This is a genomic window from Streptomyces sp. NBC_01288, from assembly GCF_035982055.1.
Classification (GTDB): Bacteria; Actinomycetota; Actinomycetes; order Streptomycetales; family Streptomycetaceae; genus Streptomyces.
The window spans coordinates 8,446,386-8,467,472 of record NZ_CP108427.1 but is presented as its reverse complement, the minus strand read 5'-3'; the positions used below and the strand labels follow the sequence as shown (position 1 = coordinate 8,467,472).

Annotated in this window: 19 protein-coding genes; 4 read left to right on the top strand and 15 right to left on the bottom strand. The window is 68.8% G+C overall.

All coding sequences use genetic code 11. From position 1 onward, the window contains the following. Positions 1-15 precede the first annotated feature (15 nt). From OG194_RS38085 to OG194_RS38065, 5 genes are all read right to left on the bottom strand, one after another. Positions 16-969, bottom strand: a complete 954-nt coding sequence (locus tag OG194_RS38085) for a helix-turn-helix transcriptional regulator (RefSeq protein WP_327405287.1) — start codon at positions 967-969, stop codon at positions 16-18. 132 nt (positions 970-1,101) lie between these two features. Next, on the bottom strand, positions 1,102-1,473 hold the full coding sequence (locus OG194_RS38080) for an FKBP-type peptidyl-prolyl cis-trans isomerase (protein WP_327405286.1): 372 nt from the start codon (positions 1,471-1,473) through the stop codon (positions 1,102-1,104). Positions 1,474-1,567: 94 nt separating this feature from the next. Next, entirely contained in the window at positions 1,568-2,581 is a 1,014-nt protein-coding gene (locus OG194_RS38075) for an FKBP-type peptidyl-prolyl cis-trans isomerase (RefSeq protein ID WP_327405285.1), read from the bottom strand. 142 nt (positions 2,582-2,723) lie between these two features. Continuing rightward, positions 2,724-4,085 carry a Pup--protein ligase gene (pafA, locus tag OG194_RS38070; RefSeq protein ID WP_327405284.1) on the bottom strand — a complete coding sequence of 454 codons (1,362 nt, stop codon included), beginning with the start codon at positions 4,083-4,085 and terminating at the stop codon, positions 2,724-2,726. A 9-nt stretch (positions 4,086-4,094) separates the two neighbouring features. Continuing rightward, a complete protein-coding gene (locus OG194_RS38065) occupies positions 4,095-5,348 on the bottom strand; it encodes an MFS transporter (protein WP_327405283.1) in 1,254 nt (417 codons plus the stop codon). 135 nt (positions 5,349-5,483) lie between these two features. Here OG194_RS38065 and OG194_RS38060 point away from each other — a divergent pair, with 135 nt between their 5' ends. Beyond that, entirely contained in the window at positions 5,484-6,500 is a 1,017-nt protein-coding gene (locus OG194_RS38060; protein WP_327405282.1) for a LacI family DNA-binding transcriptional regulator, read from the top strand. Between the two features lie 78 nt (positions 6,501-6,578). On the opposite strand, the gene prcA is transcribed toward OG194_RS38060, so the two are convergent. The 6 genes from prcA to arc form a co-directional block, all read right to left on the bottom strand. After that, positions 6,579-7,325, bottom strand: coding sequence for a proteasome subunit alpha (prcA, locus tag OG194_RS38055; protein WP_327405281.1), 747 nt, complete (start codon positions 7,323-7,325; stop codon positions 6,579-6,581). A 67-nt stretch (positions 7,326-7,392) separates the two neighbouring features. After that, the gene (gene prcB / locus OG194_RS38050) at positions 7,393-8,238 is read right to left on the bottom strand and encodes a proteasome subunit beta (protein ID WP_327405280.1); all 846 of its coding nucleotides are present in this window, start codon (positions 8,236-8,238) and stop codon (positions 7,393-7,395) included. Beyond that, complete coding sequence (locus tag OG194_RS47765; RefSeq protein ID WP_442811821.1) at positions 8,190-8,423, bottom strand: endonuclease VII domain-containing protein; 234 nt, start codon at positions 8,421-8,423, stop codon at positions 8,190-8,192. Before OG194_RS47765 ends, prcB begins: the two co-directional genes overlap by 49 nt. A 341-nt stretch (positions 8,424-8,764) precedes the next feature. Continuing rightward, a complete protein-coding gene (locus OG194_RS38040) occupies positions 8,765-8,983 on the bottom strand; it encodes a ubiquitin-like protein Pup (protein ID WP_019066113.1) in 219 nt (72 codons plus the stop codon). A gap of 155 nt (positions 8,984-9,138) precedes the next feature. Further along, on the bottom strand, positions 9,139-10,650 hold the full coding sequence (gene dop, locus OG194_RS38035) for a depupylase/deamidase Dop (RefSeq protein ID WP_327405279.1): 1,512 nt from the start codon (positions 10,648-10,650) through the stop codon (positions 9,139-9,141). A 245-nt stretch (positions 10,651-10,895) separates the two neighbouring features. Then, entirely contained in the window at positions 10,896-12,662 is a 1,767-nt protein-coding gene (arc, locus tag OG194_RS38030; RefSeq protein ID WP_327405278.1) for a proteasome ATPase, read from the bottom strand. A 386-nt stretch (positions 12,663-13,048) separates the two neighbouring features. Between arc and OG194_RS38025 the strand changes: the two genes are divergently transcribed. Then, positions 13,049-13,354, top strand: coding sequence for a ferredoxin (locus OG194_RS38025; RefSeq protein WP_327407345.1), 306 nt, complete (start codon positions 13,049-13,051; stop codon positions 13,352-13,354). Between the two features lie 17 nt (positions 13,355-13,371). Here OG194_RS38025 and OG194_RS38020 read toward each other — a convergent pair whose 3' ends face one another. The 3 genes from OG194_RS38020 to OG194_RS38010 all read right to left on the bottom strand — a co-directional run bounded on the left by OG194_RS38020 (position 13,372) and on the right by OG194_RS38010 (position 16,551). Continuing rightward, positions 13,372-13,953: a hypothetical protein gene (locus OG194_RS38020; protein WP_327405277.1), complete on the bottom strand. Its 582-nt coding sequence runs from the start codon at positions 13,951-13,953 to the stop codon at positions 13,372-13,374. Positions 13,954-14,200: 247 nt separating this feature from the next. Next, on the bottom strand, positions 14,201-15,109 hold the full coding sequence (locus OG194_RS38015) for a tRNA (adenine-N1)-methyltransferase (protein WP_019059114.1): 909 nt from the start codon (positions 15,107-15,109) through the stop codon (positions 14,201-14,203). Between the two features lie 50 nt (positions 15,110-15,159). Next, positions 15,160-16,551, bottom strand: a complete 1,392-nt coding sequence (locus OG194_RS38010; RefSeq protein WP_442811820.1) for a site-2 protease family protein — start codon at positions 16,549-16,551, stop codon at positions 15,160-15,162. Between the two features lie 712 nt (positions 16,552-17,263). Between OG194_RS38010 and OG194_RS38005 the strand changes: the two genes are divergently transcribed. Together OG194_RS38005 and OG194_RS38000 are read left to right on the top strand one after the other, a co-directional pair. Beyond that, positions 17,264-18,322, top strand: a complete 1,059-nt coding sequence (locus tag OG194_RS38005; protein ID WP_327405275.1) for a RecB family exonuclease — start codon at positions 17,264-17,266, stop codon at positions 18,320-18,322. A gap of 180 nt (positions 18,323-18,502) precedes the next feature. Beyond that, positions 18,503-19,174, top strand: coding sequence for a response regulator (locus OG194_RS38000; RefSeq protein WP_019059117.1), 672 nt, complete (start codon positions 18,503-18,505; stop codon positions 19,172-19,174). A gap of 177 nt (positions 19,175-19,351) precedes the next feature. Here the strand turns inward: OG194_RS38000 and OG194_RS37995 are convergent, their stop codons facing one another. Further along, a complete protein-coding gene (locus tag OG194_RS37995) occupies positions 19,352-20,956 on the bottom strand; it encodes an ABC transporter substrate-binding protein (RefSeq protein ID WP_327405274.1) in 1,605 nt (534 codons plus the stop codon). Positions 20,957-21,087 lie beyond the last annotated feature (131 nt).

The following is a 21,087-nucleotide window of genomic DNA, read 5'->3' as shown; positions in this document are numbered from 1 at the left end:
CTCTTCCGCTCCCCCTCAGCCCTTGGCCACAGCGCGCAGCCGGTCCACCACGTCGGCCCGCAGCTCGGCGGGCTCCAGGACGACCACGTCGGGCCCGAACTCCACCAGCCAGGCGTCCAGCCCGTGGCCGTACGGAATCTCCAACTCGTCCCAGCCGTCCGCGAGTTCCCGAACCGCCGCGGCTTTCGCCCGCAAGGGGTACCCGGAGCCCGTGCGCAGCCGGATCAGCGCGGAGCGGTCGGCGGTCTCCCCCGCCCAGCTCGCGACGGTCTCGCGCACGGTGACGACGTCGGGGATGTCCGCGGTGAACCGCCCGTTGCGCGAGCGCACCTTGCCGGTGATCCGGGACAGCCGGAAGACCCGCTCGGCGCCCCGGTCCCGGTCCCAGCCGGCGAGGTACCAGTGGCCGCGCCAGCACTCCAGCGCCCACGGCTCGACGTTGCGGGGTTCGGGGCGGGCGGCGGTGGCCTTGCGGTAGTCGAAGAGGACGGGCCGGCGGTCGCGGCAGGCCAGCATCAGCGGCTCGAACGACGCCTCGTGCACCGGGATGCGCGGCTCCAGGGCGCCGTGCGGCTCGTACGGGTCGAGGTCCTCGGGCATCCCGGCCGCGCGCAGCTTCTGTAGCGCGCCGCTCGCGGCGCCGGCGAGCCGGGCCTGCTGCCACACCTTGGCGGCGAGACCGAGCGCGGCGGCCTCCTCGGCGTCGAGGGTGATGGGCGGGAGGCGGTTGCTGTCGCGGCGGGCGAGATAGCCGACCTCGCCGTCCAGGTTCTCCACCGTCTCGATGACGAGGCCGAGTTCGCGCAGATCGTCCTTGTCGCGCTCGAACATCCGGTTGAAGGAGTCGTCGCTGCCCGCTTCGAGATAGGCCTCGATGGATTCGCGCAGCTCACGCTTGCTGAGCGGCCGCCGTGTCCCGAGCAGACACAGCGCGAGGTTCATCAGCCGCTCGGCCTTGGCAATGGCCATCGACGCCCTTCGCCTCCCTGTATGTGCTTACGAACGATGACCGTACCGCCCCGCGGAGGCCTGGCAAAAGCCGAGGGCCCATGCCCTCGCAGGCATGGGCCCCAGGTGATCGGGTCCGGTCGGAACCGGTGATCAGACGGCGATGAGGTCGACCACGAAGATCAGGGTCTCGCCCGGCTTGATCGCCGGGGTCGGGCTCTGGTTGCCGTAGGCGAGGTGCGCCGGGATGGTCAGCCGGCGGCGGCCGCCGACCTTCATGCCCTGCACGCCCTTGTCCCAGCCCTTGATGACACGGCCGCCACCGAGCGGGAACTTGAACGGGGTGCCGCGGTTCCAGCTGGCGTCGAACTCCTCGCCGGTGCTGAAGGCGACTCCCACGTAGTGAACGGTGACGTTCTGGCCCGCCACCGCGATCTCTCCGTCACCCTCCCAGAGATCCACGATCTCCAGGTCGGCCGGGGCTTCGCCCTCCGGGAAGTCGATCTCGGGCTTCTCGATGCTCACGTCTCTGGCTCCTGCTATGTGTACGACAAGACAACTCGGACAGTCTCGCATCCCAGCCGGGGTCGCGCTCCGGCCAGGCCGATCCCCGCAGGGGTCACATGGCCGCCAGGATGTCCACGGAGAACACCAGGGTGTCGCCCTTCTTGATGGCACCGCCGCTCGGCGGGGTGTCCCCGTAGGCCAGGTCCGCGGGCGCCACGATCATGATGCGGCTGCCGACCTTCTTGCCGGTGATGCCCTGGGCCAGACCCTTGACGACCGACTCCATGTCCTTGATCGCGAACTGGCTCAACCGCCCCTGGGAGTACGTCGATTCGAACTCCTTGCCGGTGGACCAGACCACGCCCTTGAACTGGCAGAGGATCGACTGCGCCTCCTTGACGACGGCTCCGTCGCCCTCCAGGACGTAGTTCGACACCAGCTTCTTCGGCGGGTCCGCCTTGGGGATGGTGACCGAGGGGGCCTTGCCGTCGGTGTTCGTGCCGACCTTGGGCAGATCGGCGTCGGACTGCGCGACGGTCGAACCCTTGGCGGAGCTCTTGGCGTTGAAGGAGTCCTGGATGTCGATCACGAAGACCAGCGTGTCGGTGCCCTTGATGCCCGCTTGGGGGCTGCCCGCCGTGCCGTATCCCCAGGTCGGCGGGATCGCCATCTCGACGCGGCTGCCGACCTTCCTGCCCGCCAGGCCGTAGCGCCAGCCGTCGATGATGCCGCCCTGGGCGAGCTGGATGACCAACGAGGTCTTGCGGTCGTAGGAGTTGTCGAAGACCTTGGCCGTCGACCAGATCTGGCCCAGGTAGTTCACCTTGACGAAGTCGCCCTCCGCCACGGCCTTGCCGCCGCCCGCGATCACCGTCTTCACCGCGAGGTCCTTCGACGGAGTGCCGGTGCCCTTGGCGACGGTCGGCTTCTCGTCGAACTTGGTGCCCGCGGTGATCGCCGGCAGCGGACCGTCCACGAGCTTCGGCGGCGGCACGGTCGAGGCCGAGGAGGACGGCGAGGGCGACGGCGACGCGCTGGCCTTGCTGGAGGAGGAATCGCTGTCACCGCACCCCGCGAGCGTCACAAGTCCTGCGGGAACAGCGATAAGAACGGAGCGTCGGCGCACGGTGAAGGCCTCGTAATCGGTCGATCTTGTTGATGGCGTGCGCGCAACTCTACGGTGCGACACGGGCCCCGTACGTGAAACGTACGGGGCCCGTGTGGCGTACCGAATATGCATCCGGACGTCGATATCCGGATACTTTCGCCTACATTCCGGCGATCAGTTTCTCCACCCTGTCGTCCACGGAACGGAACGGGTCCTTGCACAACACCGTGCGCTGGGCCTGGTCGTTGAGCTTGAGATGGACCCAGTCGACGGTGAAGTCCCGCCGCTGTTCCTGAGCCCTGCGGATGAAGTCGCCGCGGAGCCTGGCCCGAGTGGTCTGCGGCGGAACGGACTTGCCCTCGAAGATCTTCAAGTCGTTGCAGATCCGGGCGGCTTGGCCCTTCCTCTCCAGGAGGTAGTAGAGCCCTCGGCGACGGTGGATGTCGTGGTAGGCGAGGTCGATCTGCGCCACCCGCGGGTGGGACATGGTCATGTTGTGCTTCGCCCGGTACCGCTCGATGAGCTGGTACTTCATGACCCAGTCGATCTCGGTGCCGATCCGGTCGAGGTCCTCGGCCTCGATCGAGTCCAGCACCCGGCCCCACAGTTCGAGGACCTGCGCGACGGTGCCGGTACGGATGCCGCGGCGGTCGACGAAGTCCACGGCCTTCTCGTAGTACTCGCGCTGCACCTCGATCGCGGATGCCTCGCGTCCGCTGGCCAGACGCACCTTGCGCCGGCCCGTGATGTCGTGGCTGACCTCGCGGATCGCCCGGATCGGGTTCTCCAGGGTCAGGTCGCGCATCACCGTGCCCGCCTCGATCATGCGCAGCACCAGGTCGGTGGCGCCGACCTTGAGCAGCATGGTCGTCTCGGACATGTTCGAGTCGCCCACGATGACGTGGAGACGGCGGTAGCGCTCGGCGTCCGCGTGCGGTTCGTCCCGGGTGTTGATGATGGGTCGGGAACGCGTCGTCGCCGAGGAGACGCCCTCCCAGATGTGTTCGGCGCGCTGGCTGACGCAGTACACGGCGCCACGCGGAGTCTGAAGCACCTTGCCCGCGCCGCACAGAAGCTGACGCGTGACCAGGAACGGGATGAGGATGTCCGCGAGCCGGGAGAACTCGCCGTGCCGTGCCACCAGGTAGTTCTCGTGGCAGCCGTACGAGTTGCCCGCCGAGTCGGTGTTGTTCTTGAAGAGGTAGACGTCGCCCGCGATTCCCTCCTCGTGCAGGCGTCGTTCGGCGTCCACCAGGAGTCCTTCGAGAATGCGCTCGCCGGCTTTGTCGTGGGTGACCAGTTCGGTCAAGTTGTCACATTCGGGGGTCGCGTATTCCGGATGTGAGCCCACGTCGAGATAGAGCCGGGCGCCGTTTCGCAGAAAGACATTGCTGCTGCGGCCCCATGACACGACACGGCGGAAGAGGTACCGAGCCACTTCGTCGGGAGACAGACGCCGCTGTCCCCTGAACGTACACGTGACGCCGTACTCGTTCTCCAGCCCGAAAATGCGGCGGTCCATGACTGAACATTACGCCCGATCGCCTGTGCTGAAACGGGGTTCGGCGGCACGGTTTGGATCATTTTCCGATGAAGCCGCAACCACCGCACCCACGGCGGGAGCTGCGAGGACCCGCCCGGTGGTCAGCAGAACCAGCAACGAGACGGCCCCCGCGGCCCCCGGCACGACGAACCCCCACAGGGCCCCACCGGCCTGTACGACCGGCCCCGCGACGCCCGTTCCGACCGACGCCCCCACGGTGAACGTGGTCACAAGCCACGAGAAAGCCTCGGTGACCGTGCCCTTCGGGGCGTGCCGGTCGACGATGATGAAGGCGCAGGCGAGAGCGGGCGCGAGGAACACCCCGGCGAGCACGGTCAGCAGCACCATGCCGACCGCGCCCGGCATCAGCATCAACGGCAGGTAACACACCGCCAGCAGCCCCACCAGGACCCGCAGTCGGCGCTCCGGCACCCCGCTCCACTGCCGCGCCCCGTAGACGGTCCCGCCCAGCAGCGCGCCCAGCCCGATCGCCGCCATCAGCCAGCCGTACACCACGTCACCGCCGTGCCCGTCGGCGTACGGCACGGACGCGACCGTGATCGACCCGAGCGCCATCCCGACGAACAGGAACGCGCCGAGCAGCGCCAGCAGCCCCGGCGAGCGCAGGGCGCCCAGCCAGTGCGCCTCGCGCGGAGCCGAACGCCACGCGCGCGAGGGCGGCGACACGACTACGGAGAGGGCGCCCAGCACCCCGATGACGTTCAGCACGAGCAGCGCGACGGGGGCGGACCACAGCGACACGAACACCGTCACGAGCAACGGCCCCACGGTGAACATGACTTCCTGGGCGACCGCGTCCATCGCGTACGCCGTGTGCACCTGCTCCTCCCGGCGCAGCACAGCCGGCCACAGCGCCCGCAGACCGCCCTCCAGGGGCGGCGCGAAGAGACCGGCGGCCGCGACGGCCACGTAGGCGAGCGGCAGCGGATCGGTCCCCCAGAAGGCGAAGACGGCCATCGAGAGCGCCGACAGGACCGCGGCGGGCAGCTGCACACGCGGCTGCCCGTGGACATCCACCAGGCGCCCCAGGAGGGGCTGTCCGACCGCGTTGGCGATGCCGTACACGGCCGCCAACGCGCCCGCGAGGCTGTAGGTGCCGCCCTCCGCGCGGATGAACAGCACGATCGCGATCGCGGCGGTGGCGTTCGGCAGCCGTCCCACCAGCGTGCCCACCAGCAGGCGGGTGGCGTGCCTCGCCCTGAGGATCTCCAGATATCCCACGGCCTCGTCCCGCCCTCCCCCTCACCGTCGCGCATGAGGTTTTACGTATAACGTCTGCAGTCATACGTACCATGTGCGCTGTTCGCGAGTCCATACGGAGTCCCTACGGAGTCCTCACCAAGGAGCAGGCCGACCGTGGCACCAGCCAGCACCCGCCCCACGAGCCGCGACGTCGCGCAGGCCGCCGGCGTCTCCCAGGCCGCGGTCTCCCTGGTGCTCGGCGACAAGTGGCGCGGCCGGGTCTCGGCCACGACCGCCGAACGCGTCCGCGAGGCCGCCCGCGACCTGGGCTACCGCCCCAACCTCGCCGCCCGCAACCTCCGCCTCGGCCGCACCCGCACCGTCCTGCTCGTCGTCCCGGTGCTGACGACGGAGTTCTTCGCCGGCGTCTACACCGGCGCCGCCCGGGTCGCCGCCGAACACGGCTTCGGCGTGGTCCTCTACCCCTCCCCCGAGGGCATCGGCCCCGCCCGCGACCCCTTCGCCTCCGCCCAGGCCGCCCTGGACGGCGTGATCGCCTCCTCCATGGCCGCCGACGCCCTCACCGCGATCCGCGGCGACCAACTCCCCCTGGTCATGCTCGACAGCGACCCCGAGGGCAGCCTCGGCGCGGCCACCGTCAACCTGGACATCGCCGACGGCATCCGCCAGGTCGCCGACCACCTGCTGACCCTGGGCCACCGCCACTTCCTGCACCTGGCCGCCGACGTCCCGTCCTGGACCTTCGAGGTACGCGCGCGTGAACTGGCCGCACGGGTCGGCGAGTTCGAGGGCACCTCGGTCCGTACGACCCGCGCCCCCATTTCGATCGAGGGCGCCCTGGCCGCCGCCGAAGCCGCGCTCGCGGCACCGGGATCACGGGTGACCGCCCTGGTCTGCGACGACGACAAACTCGCCGCCGGCGCCTACAAGGCCGCCCGCCGCCTGGGCCTGCGCATCCCGGACGACCTCTCGATCACCGGCCTCGACGACCTCGCCCTCGCCACCGCCATCGACCCGGAACTCACCACGGTCCGCCTCGACGCCGAACTCTTCGGCGAACACGGCATGCGCGCCCTCCTGGCCGTCCTGGACGGCCGCGTACCGGAGGACGGGGACATCCCGGTGGAACTGGTCGTCCGCGGCTCCACGGCGCCACCAGGCGCCGCCTGACGCCCCTGTGGCCCCCGCAACGCCGCGTGCCCCGGCCGATGACCGGCCGGGGCACGCGAAAAGCTGGGTGAGGTCGACTCACTCCTCGTCGTCGGCGTCGGACTCCTCGGACGACGTGTCCGCGTTCTCGCCCTCCAGCAGGCGGGACAGCTGCGGGCCGACGATGCGCCGGAACTTGCGGGCCTGCGGACGCGTACGGTCCAGGACCGCGACCTCCAGGCGCTCGGCGGGGATCTCCCGCTCGCTGCCGTTCGTGTCACGGGACAGGGACTGCACGGCCAGCTTGAGCGCCTCCGCGAGCGTCATGCCGTCGCGGTGGCGCTGGTCCAGATAGGTGCTGATCGTCTCGGCGTTGCCACCGACCGCGACCGAGCCGTGCTCGTCCACGATCGAACCGTCGTGCGGCAGCCGGTAGATCTGGTCGCCGTCCGGCGTGTCCCCGACCTCCGCGACGACCAGCTCCACCTCGTACGGCTTCTCGGCCGCACTGGAGAAGATCGTGCCGAGCGTCTGGGCGTAGACGTTGGCGAGACCGCGCGCGGTCACATCCGCACGGTCGTAGGTGTAACCGCGCATGTCGGCGTACCTGACGCCGCCGATCCGCAGGTTCTCGTACTCGTTGTACTTTCCGGCGGCCGCGAACCCGATCCGGTCGTAGATCTCGCTGAACTTGTGCAGCGCACGGGACGGGTTCTCGCCGACGAAGACGATGCCGTCGGCGAACTGCAGCACGACCAGGCTGCGGCCACGGGCGATGCCCTTGCGGGCGTACTCCGCCCGGTCGGCCATGGCCTGCTGGGGTGAGACATAGAACGGCGTCGACACCGGTATCCGTCCCTCTCTTTAAAGTTCCGTCGAAGTCACTGGATCACCTGGATGAGAACGAGCCGGGTCAGAGCAGCGCGGCGCGCGGGCCGTCGGGCTGCTGCAGTCGCCGCTCCAGGATCGAGCGGGCGATCTCGGAGGACTCGTCGTCGGTGAGCCGACGGAAGCCGTCCTCGGTGATCACGGTGACGATCGGGTAGATCCGGCGGGCGACATCGGGACCACCGGTCGCCGAGTCGTCGTCGGCCGCGTCGTAGAGGGCCTGGACCACGAGGGTCGTGGCCTCGCTCTCGGTCAGCTGGTCGTGGAAGAGCTTCTTCATGGCGCCCCGCGCGAACACCGAACCGGAGCCGGTGGACGCGTAGCCGAGCTCCTGGGAACGGCCGCCCGTCACGTCGTAGGAGAAGATGCGACCGATGCCGCGGTCCACGTCGAAGCCGGCGAAGAGGGGGACCACGGCGAGGCCCTGCATGGCCATGCCGAGGTTGGAACGGATCATGGTGGACAGTCGGTTCGCCTTGCCCTCCAGGGAGAGTTGGGCGCCTTCGACCTTCTCGAAGTGCTCCAGCTCCAGTTGGAAGAGCTTGACCATCTCGACGGCCAGACCGGCGGTGCCGGCGATACCCACCGCCGAGTACTCGTCGGCCGGGAAGACCTTCTCGATGTCCCGCTGCGCGATGACATTGCCCATGGTGGCCCGCCGGTCACCGGCGAGCACGACCCCGCCGGGGAACGTGACGGCGACGATCGTCGTGCCGTGCGGAGCCTCGATGACGCCCTGGGTGGGCGGCAGTTGCCGGTTGCCCGGAAGCATCGCCGGCTGGTGGTCGGAGAGGAAGTCCATGAAGGACGACGACCCAGGCGTCAGGAAGGCAGCTGGTAGACGCCCTGTGCTACGAGTGTTGGCTTCCACGAGGATCCTTCCAAGTAGGCGGCAGCCCGACGAACAGCGTCGGGATCATCTCCCAACTTGCCGATGGCCGAATTGCAGTTGAAGCACAGTACGCCACGGACCCTACCCGTCTCGTGGCAGTGATCCACATGAACGGCAGGGGCTTTCAAACAGATAACGCAGAGCCCCATTTGAGAGGCGACCATCGCGTCACGCTCGGCTTCGGTGAGGCCGTAGTTGCGCTTCAAATGATCCTCGCGCCCCTTGATGGCCCCACACGCCTTGCACCGGGTGGACAGGCCGTCCGATGCCGACGAGTTTCGGTGCCACTCGCTGTGCGGGCTTCACCTCCCCGCAGGTTCGGCACAACTTGTGCCCCACGGGGATGTCCACCTTCTCGCGCACAGTCCTGCCGAGCGATTCCCTGCGCCGCCGGTAGTGCGCGGCAGAATGTTCCGCCACACACTCCCGACAGCGCACGAACCGAGCGGCAACTCTCGCCCACATCCGGTACACCGCTTCGATTCAAGCGGGTCCGACATGTCCGCTATTGCCCGCCCTTTTGCACAAATGACCGCACGAAGTCCTCGGCGTTCTCTTCGAGTACGTCGTCGATCTCGTCCAGAACCGAGTCGACATCGTCGCTCAGCTTCTCGTGGCGCTCCTTGAGGTCGTCGGTCGCCTGCGCTTCCTCCGCCTGCTCTTCGACCTCCTCCGTGGAGCGCGTCGCCTTCTGCTGTCCGCCGCCGGTGTCCTTGGTCGCCATAACCCTCACCCCGCTCGGTTCGACGTTCTTGATCAGACCCTACTTGCAGGGACTGACATCGGCCCCGCAGTTCCTACAACGTACGGCGGCCACCTCGATGATTCCCGGCCACCGGACATTCCACCCTGTCCGGAGCCCCGGATCCGAGAGTCCTGTCAGCCGCCCGACAGGACCCTGACCAGGTCTTCCGCGGTTCGACAGCGGTCAAGGAGCTCCTTGACGTGATTACGCGTTCCGCGAAGCGGTTCCAGGGTTGGGACCCGCTGGAGCGAGTCCCGGCCCGGGAGGTCGAAGATCACGGAGTCCCAGGAGGCCGCCGCGACGTCGTCGGCGTACTGCTCCAGGCAGCGTCCGCGGAAGTACGCGCGCGTGTCCTCCGGAGGCGTCGTACGCGCCCGCTCGACCGCGTCCTCGTCCAGCAGGCGCTTGATACGGCCGCGGGCCACCAGGCGGTTGTAGAGGCCCTTCTCGGCCCGTACGTCCGCGTACTGGAGGTCGACCAGTTGCAGCCGGGCCGCGTCCCAGTCGAGGCCGTCGCGGCGCCGGTAGCCCTCCATGAGCTCGCGCTTGGCGACCCAGTCCAGCTCGCCGGCCAGGCTCATCGGGTCGTTCTCCAGGCGGTTGAGCGTGTCCTCCCAGCGGGCCAGGACGTCCTTGGTCTGGTCGTCCGCGTCGGAGCCGTAGCGCTCCTCGACGTATTTGCGGGAGAGCTCGAAGTACTCCATCTGGAGCTGGACCGCGGTGAGGGTCCGGCCGCTGCGGAGGGTGACCAGGCGCTTGAGGGTGGGGTCGTGGGAGACCTGGTGGAGGGTGCGGACGGGCTGGTCCACGGCCAGGTCGACGGCGATGAAGCCGTCCTCGATCATGGAGAGGACCAGCGCTGTCGTGCCCAGTTTGAGGTAGGTCGAGATCTCGGAGAGGTTCGCGTCGCCGATGATCACGTGCAGGCGGCGGTACTTCTCGGCGTCCGCGTGCGGTTCGTCGCGGGTGTTGATGATCGGGCGCTTGAGCGTGGTCTCCAGGCCGACCTCGACCTCGAAGTAGTCGGCGCGCTGGCTGAGCTGGAAGCCGTGCTCGTGCCCGTCCTGGCCGATGCCGACCCGGCCCGCTCCGGTGACGACCTGGCGCGAGACGAAGAAGGGTGTCAGGTGGCGCACGATGTCCGAGAAGGGGGTCTCCCGCTTCATCAGGTAGTTCTCGTGCGTGCCGTAGGAGGCGCCCTTGTTGTCGGTGTTGTTCTTGTAGAGGTGGATCGGCTGCGCGCCCGGGAGTTGGGCCGCGCGCTCGGCGGCCTCCGCCATGATGCGCTCGCCGGCCTTGTCCCACAGGACGGCGTCCATGGGGTTGGTGACTTCGGGGGAGCTGTACTCCGGGTGTGCGTGGTCGACGTAGAGCCGTGCGCCGTTGGTGAGGATGACATTGGCGAGGCCGATGTCCTCGTCGGTGAGCTGGCTGGAGTCGGCGGTCTCCCGGGCGAGGTCGAAGCCTCGCGCGTCCCGCAGCGGGTTCTCCTCCTCGAAGTCCCAGCGGGCCCGCCGGGCCCGGTGCATCGCCGCCGCGTAGGCGTTGACGATCTGGGACGAGGTGAGCATGGCATTGGCGTTGGGGTGGCCGGGGACGGAGATCCCGTACTCCGTCTCGATGCCCATTACTCGCCGTACGGTCATGCGGCCCTCCTTGCCCGGCGGCGCCCTCGGTCGGGGGCGCCGCTCAAGTACCGCTGGCGCTCCGGTGCGTGTGCGGTGCCCGTCCCCGCACTGCGCGACTCGGCGGTACCGAAGAGCCTAGAACGGCTTTGCGCTGGTGGGGAGATCATTTGCGTCATTGCCTCACGCGCCCCTTGTTGCGGCCATGGCCTGAAAAACAGTCAGCTGCGGGTACCCGCCGAGGGCACCCGCAGCCACCCTGCTTTTTACAGGTACTGACCGGTGTTCGCCACCGTGTCGATGGAGCGTCCGGTGTCGGCGCCCTGCTTGCCGGTGATGAGCGTACGGATGTAGACGATCCGTTCGCCCTTCTTTCCGGAGATCCGGGCCCAGTCGTCCGGGTTGGTGGTGTTGGGCAGGTCCTCGTTCTCCTTGAACTCGTCCACGCACGCCTGGAGGAGGTGCGAGACGCGGATGCCCTTCTGCTTGTGGTCGAGGAAGTCCTTGATGGCCATCTTCTTGGCCCGGCCCACGATGTTCTCGATCATGGCGCCGGAGTTGAAGTCCTTGAAGTAGAGGACTTCCTTGTCACCGTTGGCGTAGGTGACCTCCAGGAAGCGGTTCTCCTCGGATTCCGTGTACATGTGCTCCACGGCCGTCTGGATCATGCTCTGGACGGTGGTGGTCTTGTCGCCGCCGTGCTCGCCCACGTCGTCGGGGTGGAGGGGAAGGCGCTCGGTGAGGTACTTGCCGAAGATGTCCTTGGCGGCCTCGGCGCCGGGACGCTCGATCTTGATCTTCACGTCCAGGCGGCCGGGGCGCAGGATGGCGGGGTCGATCATGTCCTCGCGGTTCGAGGCGCCGATGACGACCACGTTCTGCAGGCCTTCCACGCCGTCGATCTCGGCGAGCAGCTGGGGGACGATGGTGTTCTCCACGTCCGAGCTGACACCGGAACCACGGGTGCGGAAGAGGGACTCCATCTCGTCGAAGAAGACGATGACGGGGGTGCCCTCGCTGGCCTTTTCCCGAGCGCGCTGGAAGACCAGGCGGATCTGCCGCTCGGTCTCACCGACGTACTTGTTGAGGAGCTCGGGGCCCTTGATGTTGAGGAAGAAGCTCTTGCCGGTGGCCTGGCCGGTGACCTCGGCGACCTTTTTGGCCAGCGAGTTGGCGACGGCCTTGGCGATGAGCGTCTTGCCGCATCCGGGGGGCCCGTACAGCAGGACGCCCTTGGGCGGCCGCAGTTCGTGCTCCTTGAAGAGCTCGGGGTAGAGGTACGGCAGTTCGACCGCGTCGCGGATCATCTCGATCTGGCCGCCCAGACCGCCGATCTGCTCGTAGCCGATGTCGGGGACCTCTTCGAGGACGAGTTCCTCGACCTCGCTCTTCGGAACGATCTCGTAGACATAGCCGGAACGGGGTTCGAGCAGCAGGGCGTCGCCGGGGCGGATGGTGATGTCCAGCAGCGGCTCGGCGAGCCGCACCACCCGCTCCTCGTCGGTGTGCCCCACCACGAGGGCGCGTTCGCCGTCCTCCAGGATCTCCTTGAGGGTGACGATGTCGCCGACACGCTCGTACTCCATGGCCTCGACCACGTTGAGCGCTTCGTTGAGCATTACTTCCTGGCCGCGGCGGAGCTCTTCGAGTTCCACGCTTGGGCTGACGTTCACCCGCAGTTTGCGACCGCCGGTGAAGATGTCCGCTGTGCCGTCCTCGTTGGCCACGAGGAAGACACCGAAGCCGGCCGGCGGCTGTGCGAGCCGGTCGACTTCTTCCTTGAGGGCCACGATCTGGTCGCGGGCCTCACGGAGCGTGTTGGCGAGTCGCTCGTTCTGGGCGGACACCCCGGCCAGATTGGTCTGCAGCTCGACGATCCGCTCTTCGAGAATCCTCGTGTGTCGCGGAGAGTCGGCGAGCTTACGTCGCAGGACGGCGATCTCCTGCTCAAGGTAGGCAATCTGCCCGGACGGGTCGTCGGACCCTCGTCCCGGGCGGATGCCGCGGTTCATGTCGTCGTCGTGGGCTGCCACGGTCCTCACCTCCTCCAAGGGGAGCTGGACGCTTCCAGACCCTACCTGGGTGGGTGTCGATTGAAACCCCTAGATCACAAAGACTGTCAAGGTGTGTCGTCGGTCACCCTGCGCTCTCCCTCACGCCGAGTGGATACCCACTCAACGTGATTCAGAAGCGGACTGTTCCAAGGCCGGGTTGGTCAAAACCCTTCACGGTGGACGTGAGTTGCCGTGCGGGCGGGTTCTGCACCCTACGGAAACCGGCCAATCCGCTCCTGACTGAGAGTGTCCATGCGGACAGTGTCCGTCATGCGGGGGCATGAAACCTGAGATCGCGGAGAAAGGTCGTTCGGGCGGGCGGAGGTAGGGTCGACGATGTTCAACACCCGGCGGAAACAGGAGACATCACCGTGCAGGACGAGGCCGCGGCCGACGGCGAGGCGCTGGAGGTCTGGATCGACCAGGACCTCTGTACCGGCGACGGCATCTGCGCCCAGTACGCCCCCGAGGTCTTCGAGCTGGACATCGACGGTCTGGCCTATGTGAAGAGCCCGGACGACGAGCTGTTGCAGGACAAGGGTGCCACCACGATCGTGCCGCTGCCGCTGTTGGTCGATGTCGTGGACTCCGCCAAGGAGTGCCCCGGTGACTGCATTCATGTGCGCCGGGTCGCGGACCGGGTCGAGGTGTACGGGCCCGACGCGGCCTGAGGTTCAGCGGGTCGTCGTCAGACGTTCTGGGCGTTGCCGGGGGTGGAGCGGACGAACGCGCCGTCCTGCCACTGCCACTTGGCGGTTTCCTTCACGTCGGGGCAGCAACTGGGCACGTCCGCCGTCGAGTAGCCGAGCAGGGTCGCGAGCACCGCTCCGTCGCGTACGGAGAAGTCGGTGACGGTCTCTCGGGCCTTCGGGGCGACCAGGGTGGCGACGACGCGCGGCTTGGCGGCGCCCGCTCCCTGGGTGAGGACGTAGACGCCGTCGGGCGGGGTGCCCATGCCCGCGTCGCAGTGCACCACCGCCACGGTCTCCGGCCGTCCGTCGCCGTCGAGGTCCCCGGACGCCTTCTTCTGTACGACGGCCTTCACGGGGCCGCAGTCGAGGGGGAAGGCGACTCCTGTGGTCGCGGGGGCCGAGGCGGCGGGCGCGGACTTGGTCTGCGGGCCGGCGGCCTGGGCGGCGTGCGCGGAGTCGGGCTGGAGCCCCGAGGAGAGTGCCACGACACCGGCGAGAGCCGTGGCGGTGGCGACCCAGTGGATGGGTCGGGTGTTCGTGTGTGCCAGTTCCAGTTCCGGGACGGCGGAGTGCTGCACTAGGAGTGTCTCCTGTGAGGGCTGTGCCGGTGGGGGTGGCCTGCATGTTGCCACACGGCACGGTGCGGGGGAACGGCGGGGTCGACAGTTCGTTCGCCCGGTCACACGGGAGGGTCCGGCGGTATCGGTTCTTCAGGAATCGGTGCGTCAGAAGAAAGACGCCGTGGCCGAGTTCCCGGAGATCTCCGGGAACTCGGCCACGGCGTTCGTACGTTGAGTGCGGCACAGGGCCGCCTTTGGGTGCGGCTCAGCGGCCGGCGGCGCCGCCACCGTCGGCGTTCGGGCCGGTGTAGTCGTCGCCGTAGGCACCCTTGGAAGGGCGGCGTCGGCGCATCGGCGGCTCGACGCCGTCCGCGAGGCGGCGGGCGGTGAGGAGGAAGCCGGTGTGGCCGATCATCCGGTGGTCGGGGCGGACGGCGAGGCCCTCGACGTGCCAGTTGCGGAGCATCGTCTCCCAGGCGGTCGGCTCGTTGAAGGAGCCGATCTCGCGGATGGACTCGACGGTCCGCGCGAGCTGGGTGGTGGTCGCGACGTAGCAGCACAGGATGCCGCCGGGCACGAGCGCCTTGGAGACGGCCTCCAGACACTCCCAGGGGGCCAGCATGTCGAGGATGACGCGGTCGACGTCCAGGTCGGACAGGTTGTCCTGGAGGTCGCCGACGGTGAGCTGCCAGGCGGGGTGCGGGCCGCCGAAGTAGCGCTCCACGTTCTGCTGGGCGATCTCGGCGAAGTCCTCGCGGCGCTCGTAGGAGTGCAGCATGCCCTGGTCGCCGATGGCGCGCAGCAGGAAGCTGCTGAGCGAGCCGGAGCCGACGCCCGCTTCCACGACGCGTGCGCCGGGGAAGATGTCGGCGAAGGCCAGGATCTGCCCCGCGTCCTTGGGGTAGACCACGGCGGCGCCGCGGGGCATGGACAGGACGTAGTCGGGGAGCAGGGGGCGCAGCGCGAGGTAGGCGACGTTTCCGGTGGTGCGGACAACGCTGCCCTCGGGAGCACCGATCAGTTCGTCGTGCGGGAAGGAACCCTTGTGGGTGTGGAAATTCTTCCCGGCTTCGAGCGTGAACGTGTAGTGGCGGCCCTTGGGGTCGGTCAGCTGAACCTGGTCCCCGACCTTGAAGGGCCCGCGCCTGCGGGCGGCACCGGTCGGTTCGGACATGTGACCAGCCTACCGGCGTTTGCCGGGGTCGCCGACCACGCGCGCGTGCGTCAGTTGGGGCGGGCCATGGCCTTCACGAAGGCGCGCTCGACGTCGGCGGCGGACAGGACGCCGTAGATCTCGCCGGTCTCCTCGACCACGAGGTATTCGGTGGCGGGGGTGGCGCGCAGGGCGTCCAGGAGGTCCTCTCCGGCGAGTTCCGCGGAGACGCGCATGCCGTCCGTGAGGTCCTGGGCGAGGCCGCTGACGACGACCCAGGGGCGGCGGTGTTCGGGGACGCCGACGATGGCGGCCTCGCGGACGAGAGAGAGGGGCTGGCCGTCGGCGTCGACGACGACCAGGGCGCGGGCGCCGGCGGCGTTGGCGCGGCGCAGGGCCTCGGAGAGCGGGGTGTTGGTCTCGACGGGGACCGCGCGGCGGGTGAGGTTGCGGGCGCGGAGTTCCGGGAGGTGTTCGCGCAGTCGGGCCATACGGAGGCTGTTGCCGGCCCCGGTCCAGATGATCGCGGCGAGGATCGCGGCGAGCAGGGCGTCCGTGACGGTGTCCATGCCGCTGATGTCCTCGGTGTTGGTACCGAGGGCGCCGGTCTGGGTGAGCAGCGGGAGGCCGATCAGGACGGAGACGGCGAGGGCGCGGCCGACCCAGGCGGCGGCGATCGTGCCGCTCATGGGCCTGCCGGTGATCTTCCAGACGACGGCACGGAGCATGCGGCCGCCGTCGAGGGGCAGGCCGGGCAGGAGGTTGAAGACGGCCACGATGAGGTTGGAGACCATCAGGCCGGCCAGCAGGACGCCCGGGACGGTGCCGGGTTCGACGGGCAGCATGGCCAGGTAGAAGATGCCCGACAGGATCAGCGAGAGCAGCGGGCCGACGAAGGCCAGCACGAACTCCCTGCCAGGGGTCTCGGCCTCCTTCTCGATCTCGGAGACTCCCCCGAAGAACTGCAACTGGATGCGGCGGACCGGGAGTTTGAAGCGGAGCGCGGCGACGGTGTGGGCGAGTTCGTGCACCAGGACCGAGCCGTAGAAGGCGACCGCGAAGAAGAGGGCGACCAGGTAGCGGGCGGCGCCGAGTTCGGGCAGCACGCGGTCCAGCTGACCGCCGAACACCCAGGTGATGAGCGCGGCGACGAGGAACCAACTGGGCGCGACGTAGACGGGCACACCGAACGGCCGCCCCATCAGCAGGCCGCCGCCGGGCTCCTTGGGGCGCTGCGGGGGGCGGCCCTTGGCGATGCGGGGGTCTGCGTGGGGGGTGGTGTCGGGGTCGGTGTGGGCGTAGGGGAGGTTCGGGTGGCTGGGGGTGTGGTCGTCTTGGCCCTGGATGCGGTCGGCGTCGTGGTCGGTGGCCGTGGAGGCGCCGTCACGTTTCGGCTCACCGTTCAGGTGGGCGGGTGACGAGGGGGCGGGCTCGCTGTGGCCCTGTGCCGCACGTCCGGGCAGTGTGCCGGGCGTCTCCGTCTCCGCGGCGCCGTTCTCGGGGGACTCTGCCGGTGATCCCGGCTCCGTACGACTCTCTGCGGCCGGCCCGGACGACGTGCCCGGCTCCAAGTCGCCGTCACGCGTGGCGTGTTCGAGCGACTTGGCCGTCTCCTCGCGGTCCCCCGACGACGTGCTCCCGCCGCCGTGGTCCCGGGACGTCCTGCTCGCGTCCGCACGGTCGCCGGACGGCGTACCCGTGTTCCCGTGCTCTCCGGACGACGTGCTCCCGCCCCTGCGGCTCTCGGACGACGTTCCCGTGGCACTGCCCTCTTCGTCCGTGGCGTGCTCGGGTGACTCGGTCGCGCTCCCGTGTTCCGCGGACGACGGGTTCGCGCGCCCGCGCTCCTGCGGGGACGTCTCGGGCTTCTGGTGGGCGGAGTCGTCCGGTTTCGGTTCGGGAGTGCCGGGGTCGGTGGTCGGGGTCGTGGCACCCAGGGCGTGTTCGGTCGGCTCGTTGGTGCCGGACCGCGGCTGCCCGCTCCCGCCGCTCTCGTCCACGGTGTCCCCTCGTTCGAAGCATCCTCCGCGCCAGCCGGGCGGAGGGGTCTCGGGTCGATGGTATGCGGCGGTCGCGACGCGTTCCGCCCCGGCACCCCCCGCGTTTCCCCGGCCGTCGCGGGCTCGCGGGCCGGGATCGGGTCACTGTCAGTGGCGGGCCGTAAGGTCTGTGGGCATGGAGACCAGTGCGGAGGGCGTCGCGGGGACAGTCGGCGACGAGGGCGCGGCGGCGGAGCCGACCGCGGCGGTGACGGTGGAGACGGGGACGGTGGACGTGGTCGAGCGCGTCGCCATAGCGCCCGCCTCGTTGTCGCCCTCGCGTGCCAGTGACTTCATGCAGTGCCCGTTGCTGTACCGGTTCCGGGTGATCGACCGGCTCCCGCAGAAGCCCAGCGAGGCGGCGACCAGGGGGACCCTGGTGCACTCGGTGCTGGAGCGGCTCTTCGACGCGCCGGCGGCCGAGCGTACGGCGCCGCGGGCCAAGTCGCTGATCCCCGGGCAGTGGGACCGGCTGCGGGAGTCCCGGCCGGAGGTCGTGGAGCTGTTCGCCGACGATCCCGAGGGTGAGCGGCTGGCGCGCTGGCTCGGGGAGGCGGAGCGGCTGGTCGAGCGGTGGTTCTCCCTTGAGGATCCGACGCGGCTGGAGCCCGCCGAGCGGGAGATGTTCGTCGAGGCCGAGCTGGATTCGGGACTGAAGCTGCGCGGGATCATCGACCGGGTCGACGTGGCACCCACGGGCGATGTGCGGATCGTCGACTACAAGACAGGGAAGGCGCCGCGGCCCGAGTACGCCGAGGGCGCGCTGTTCCAGATGAAGTTCTACGCCCTGGTGGTCTGGCGGCTGAGGCAGGTCGTTCCGCGGCGGCTCCAGCTGGTGTATCTGGGCAGCGGGGACGTGGTGACGTACGACCCCGTCATCGCCGACCTGGAGCGGGTGGAGCGCAAGCTGCTGGCCCTGTGGGAGGCGATCCGGCTGGCCACGGAGACGGGCGACTGGCGCCCCCGCCCGACCAAGCTGTGCGGCTGGTGCGACCACCAGGACGTGTGCCCGGAGTTCGGCGGCACTCCCCCGCCGTATCCGTTGCCGGTGCGGAGGGCCGACGGCGGTTCTGACGGGGTTGTCGAGGCGGCGGGTGGAGCTTCCGCCGGGGGTGTTGAGGCCGTGGACGGTGTTTCCGCTGAAGGTGCCTCGGGTCCGGAGACTGCGGACGATCCCTCCGCCAAGGGGTCGTAGGCGACGGACCGGCCCTTCCGCCAAGGGTCCGTACGGCGGGTGCCCCGCCACAAGTCCGGACACAGCTGACCGCGTCCCGACACCCCCTCCCACCAAGACCCGACAGCCTCCCCCAAGGCCGGTCGAGTCGGCCGGCGCCGCGCAGGGCAGAATGGGCCCGGGCTAGCGAAGGAGATTCACGTGGCCATCCGCGTCCTACTGGTTGATGACCAGCCGCTGCTGCGAACCGGGTTCCGGATGATTCTGGAGGCGGAGCAGGATCTCGCGGTCGTCGGTGAGGCCGGTGACGGTCTGCAGGCGCTCGACCAGGTGCGGGCTCTGCAGCCCGATGTGGTGCTGATGGACATCCGTATGCCGCGGATGGACGGGGTGGAGGCGACCCGGCAGATCACCGGTCCCGGGCGGGACGGTCCGGCGAAGGTGCTGGTGCTGACCACCTTCGATCTCGACGAGTACGTGGTGGAGGCGTTGCGGGCCGGAGCCAGTGGCTTCCTGCTCAAGGACGCGCCGGCGAATGAACTCGTGCAGGCGATCCGGGTGGTGGCCTCCGGCGAGGCCATGCTCGCGCCCAGCATCACGCGGCGGCTGCTCGACAAGTACGCCAGCCATCTGCCGTCGGGTGACGAGCCCGTCCCGGACGCCCTGCACACGTTGACCGAGCGTGAGGTCGAGGTGCTGAAGCTGGTGGCGCGCGGGCTGTCGAACGCGGAGATCGCCGCCGACCTGTTCGTCAGCGAGACCACCGTCAAGACGCATGTGGGGCACGTCCTCACCAAGTTGGGCCTGCGCGACCGGGTCCAGGCCGCGGTGTACGCGTACGAGAGCGGGCTGGTGCGCCCCGGCGCGCAGTAGACACCGGTTACGCACTAAAGGCAGTAGACACCGGTTTACGTACGAAAGAGGGCGCCCCTTCCTGACAGGGGCGCCCTCTTCGTGTCTGCGGGCCCGGGCCGACAGGCCAGTGGCCGGTCCCGCCGGATTCGGCGGGACCGGCCACTGGTCGAGCTTGTTCAGCGCGCGACCGCGCTGTCAGTTGCCCACGCCTCGGCCCAGCTCCCAGAGCTGGAGGGTCGAGGAGGAGTTGAGCACGTACGCGGTGCCCGTGACGTCGTCGCGGGCGGCGACGTACTGCTTGCCCTGCCACAGCGGGATCAGCGGGACGTCGGTGGCGACGATGTCCTGGATGGCCGTGAGGCTCTTGGACGCGGCGAGCCGGTCGGCCTCACGACGGGACTCCGGGATCAGCGTGCTCCTGATCTTGGTGTTGTCGTACGGCAGGCCGAGGGTGTTGTCCTTGTCGAGGAACGGCGCGAGGTAGTTGTCGGCGTCGGGGAAGTCCGGGAACCAGCCCATCCCGTAGACGTCGTACTTGCCCTTCTGCTCGGCCGGACGGAACGTCGCCCAGGGGGTGCCCTTGATGCTGACGTCGAACAGGCCGCTGTCGTTGAGCTGCTTCTGGAGCTGCTCGAACTCTTCCTTGGTGGCCGAGCCGTAGTGGTCGGTCGTGTAGTTCAGGGTCAGCTTCACCGGAGTGGTGATGTTGGCCCCCTCCATCGTCAGCTTGGCCTTGGCGACGCTCGGGTCGCCGTACTTGTTGAAGAACGAGTTCGAGTGGCCCGTGATGGTCGCCGGGACCATGGAGTAGAGCGGCTCGGCCTCGGTGCCGTAGACCTTGGAGACGAGTTCGCCGCGGTCGATGATCTGGGCCATCGCCTCGCGTACGGCCTTCGTCTTCACGGTCGGGGCGTCGGTGTTGAAGCCCAGGTAGCGGATTTCGAGGCCGGGCATCTCGACGAGGTCGACGTCGCCGTCCGTGTCGTCGCTGAGCTTCTGGATCTGCTCCGGCGACATGGTGCGCGTCATGACGTCGATGTCGCCCTTGCTGATCGCGCTGCCCATGGAGTCGGCGTCGTCGAAGGAACGCATCTCGACCTTGTTGTTGTTCACCTTCAAGGCACCCTTGTAATTGGGGTTCTTGGTGAACGTGGCCGTGGTGATCGCGTCGCCCTTCTTGGCCACCGAGAGGGTGTACGGGCCCGAGCCGTCGATGTCGAAGCCGTCGCGCAGCTTGTCCTTCTGGTAGTCGTCCGGATTCACGATGCCGGCGACGGGAGTGGACAGCTTGTACGGGAACGTGGCGTCGGCCGTCTTCAGGTGGAAGATGACCTCGCGGTCGCCCTGGGTCTCGACGGTGTCGACGGTCGACAGCAGGGCGAACACACCGCTGTCGGCCTTGATGCGCATCGCGCGGTCGATGGAGTACTTCACATCTTCCGCGGTGATCTTGTCGCCGTTGGCGAACTTCAGACCCTCGCGCAGGGTGCAGGCGTAGCGCTCGTTGCCGGTGTCGGTGAAGCCGCACTTCTCGGCGGCCTCGGGCACCGGGTCGCCCTCGCCCTTGGGCTGGATCATCAGGGTCTGCACGGTCTGGCGCAGGATGTTCCAGGTGCCGACGTCGTAGGCGTAGGCCGGGTCGAGCGGCGCCGGAGCGTCCTTCGTCGCCTCGAACCGGTCCGTGGTGCCGACGACTATCGCATCGTCGCTGGAACTCCCGCTGCCGGAGCCGCCACACGCGGCGAGCACCGGCGCGAGCAGGCCGACGACGACCGGCAGCACCAAAGTCTTGCGGTTCATGCGGGAGTTTCTCCAGAGCTGTTCGAGTCCGTGTACCCGGCATGCATGGGGTGGTGATGCCGATCACGGGGATAAGGGCGATGTTCTCGCGTTGAGATTAGTCCGGACCCGCACGGGGGTTCACGGTCACC

Bases quoted from the DNA above. Each gene is read 5' to 3' on its own strand.
- OG194_RS38005 (WP_327405275.1), top strand. From the start codon at position 17,264: ATGGAGACCAGTGCGGAGGGCGTCGCGGGGACAGTCGGCGACGAGGGC.
- OG194_RS38015 (WP_019059114.1), bottom strand. From the start codon at position 15,109: ATGTCCGAACCGACCGGTGCCGCCCGCAGGCGCGGGCCCTTCAAGGTC.
- OG194_RS38040 (WP_019066113.1), bottom strand. From the start codon at position 8,983: ATGGCGACCAAGGACACCGGCGGCGGACAGCAGAAGGCGACGCGCTCC.
- OG194_RS47765 (WP_442811821.1), bottom strand. From the start codon at position 8,423: ATGGTCGCCTCTCAAATGGGGCTCTGCGTTATCTGTTTGAAAGCCCCT.
- OG194_RS38085 (WP_327405287.1), bottom strand. From the start codon at position 969: ATGGCCATTGCCAAGGCCGAGCGGCTGATGAACCTCGCGCTGTGTCTG.
- OG194_RS37995 (WP_327405274.1), bottom strand. From the start codon at position 20,956: ATGAACCGCAAGACTTTGGTGCTGCCGGTCGTCGTCGGCCTGCTCGCG.
- dop (WP_327405279.1), bottom strand. From the start codon at position 10,650: ATGACCGTACGGCGAGTAATGGGCATCGAGACGGAGTACGGGATCTCC.
- pafA (WP_327405284.1), bottom strand. From the start codon at position 4,085: ATGGACCGCCGCATTTTCGGGCTGGAGAACGAGTACGGCGTCACGTGT.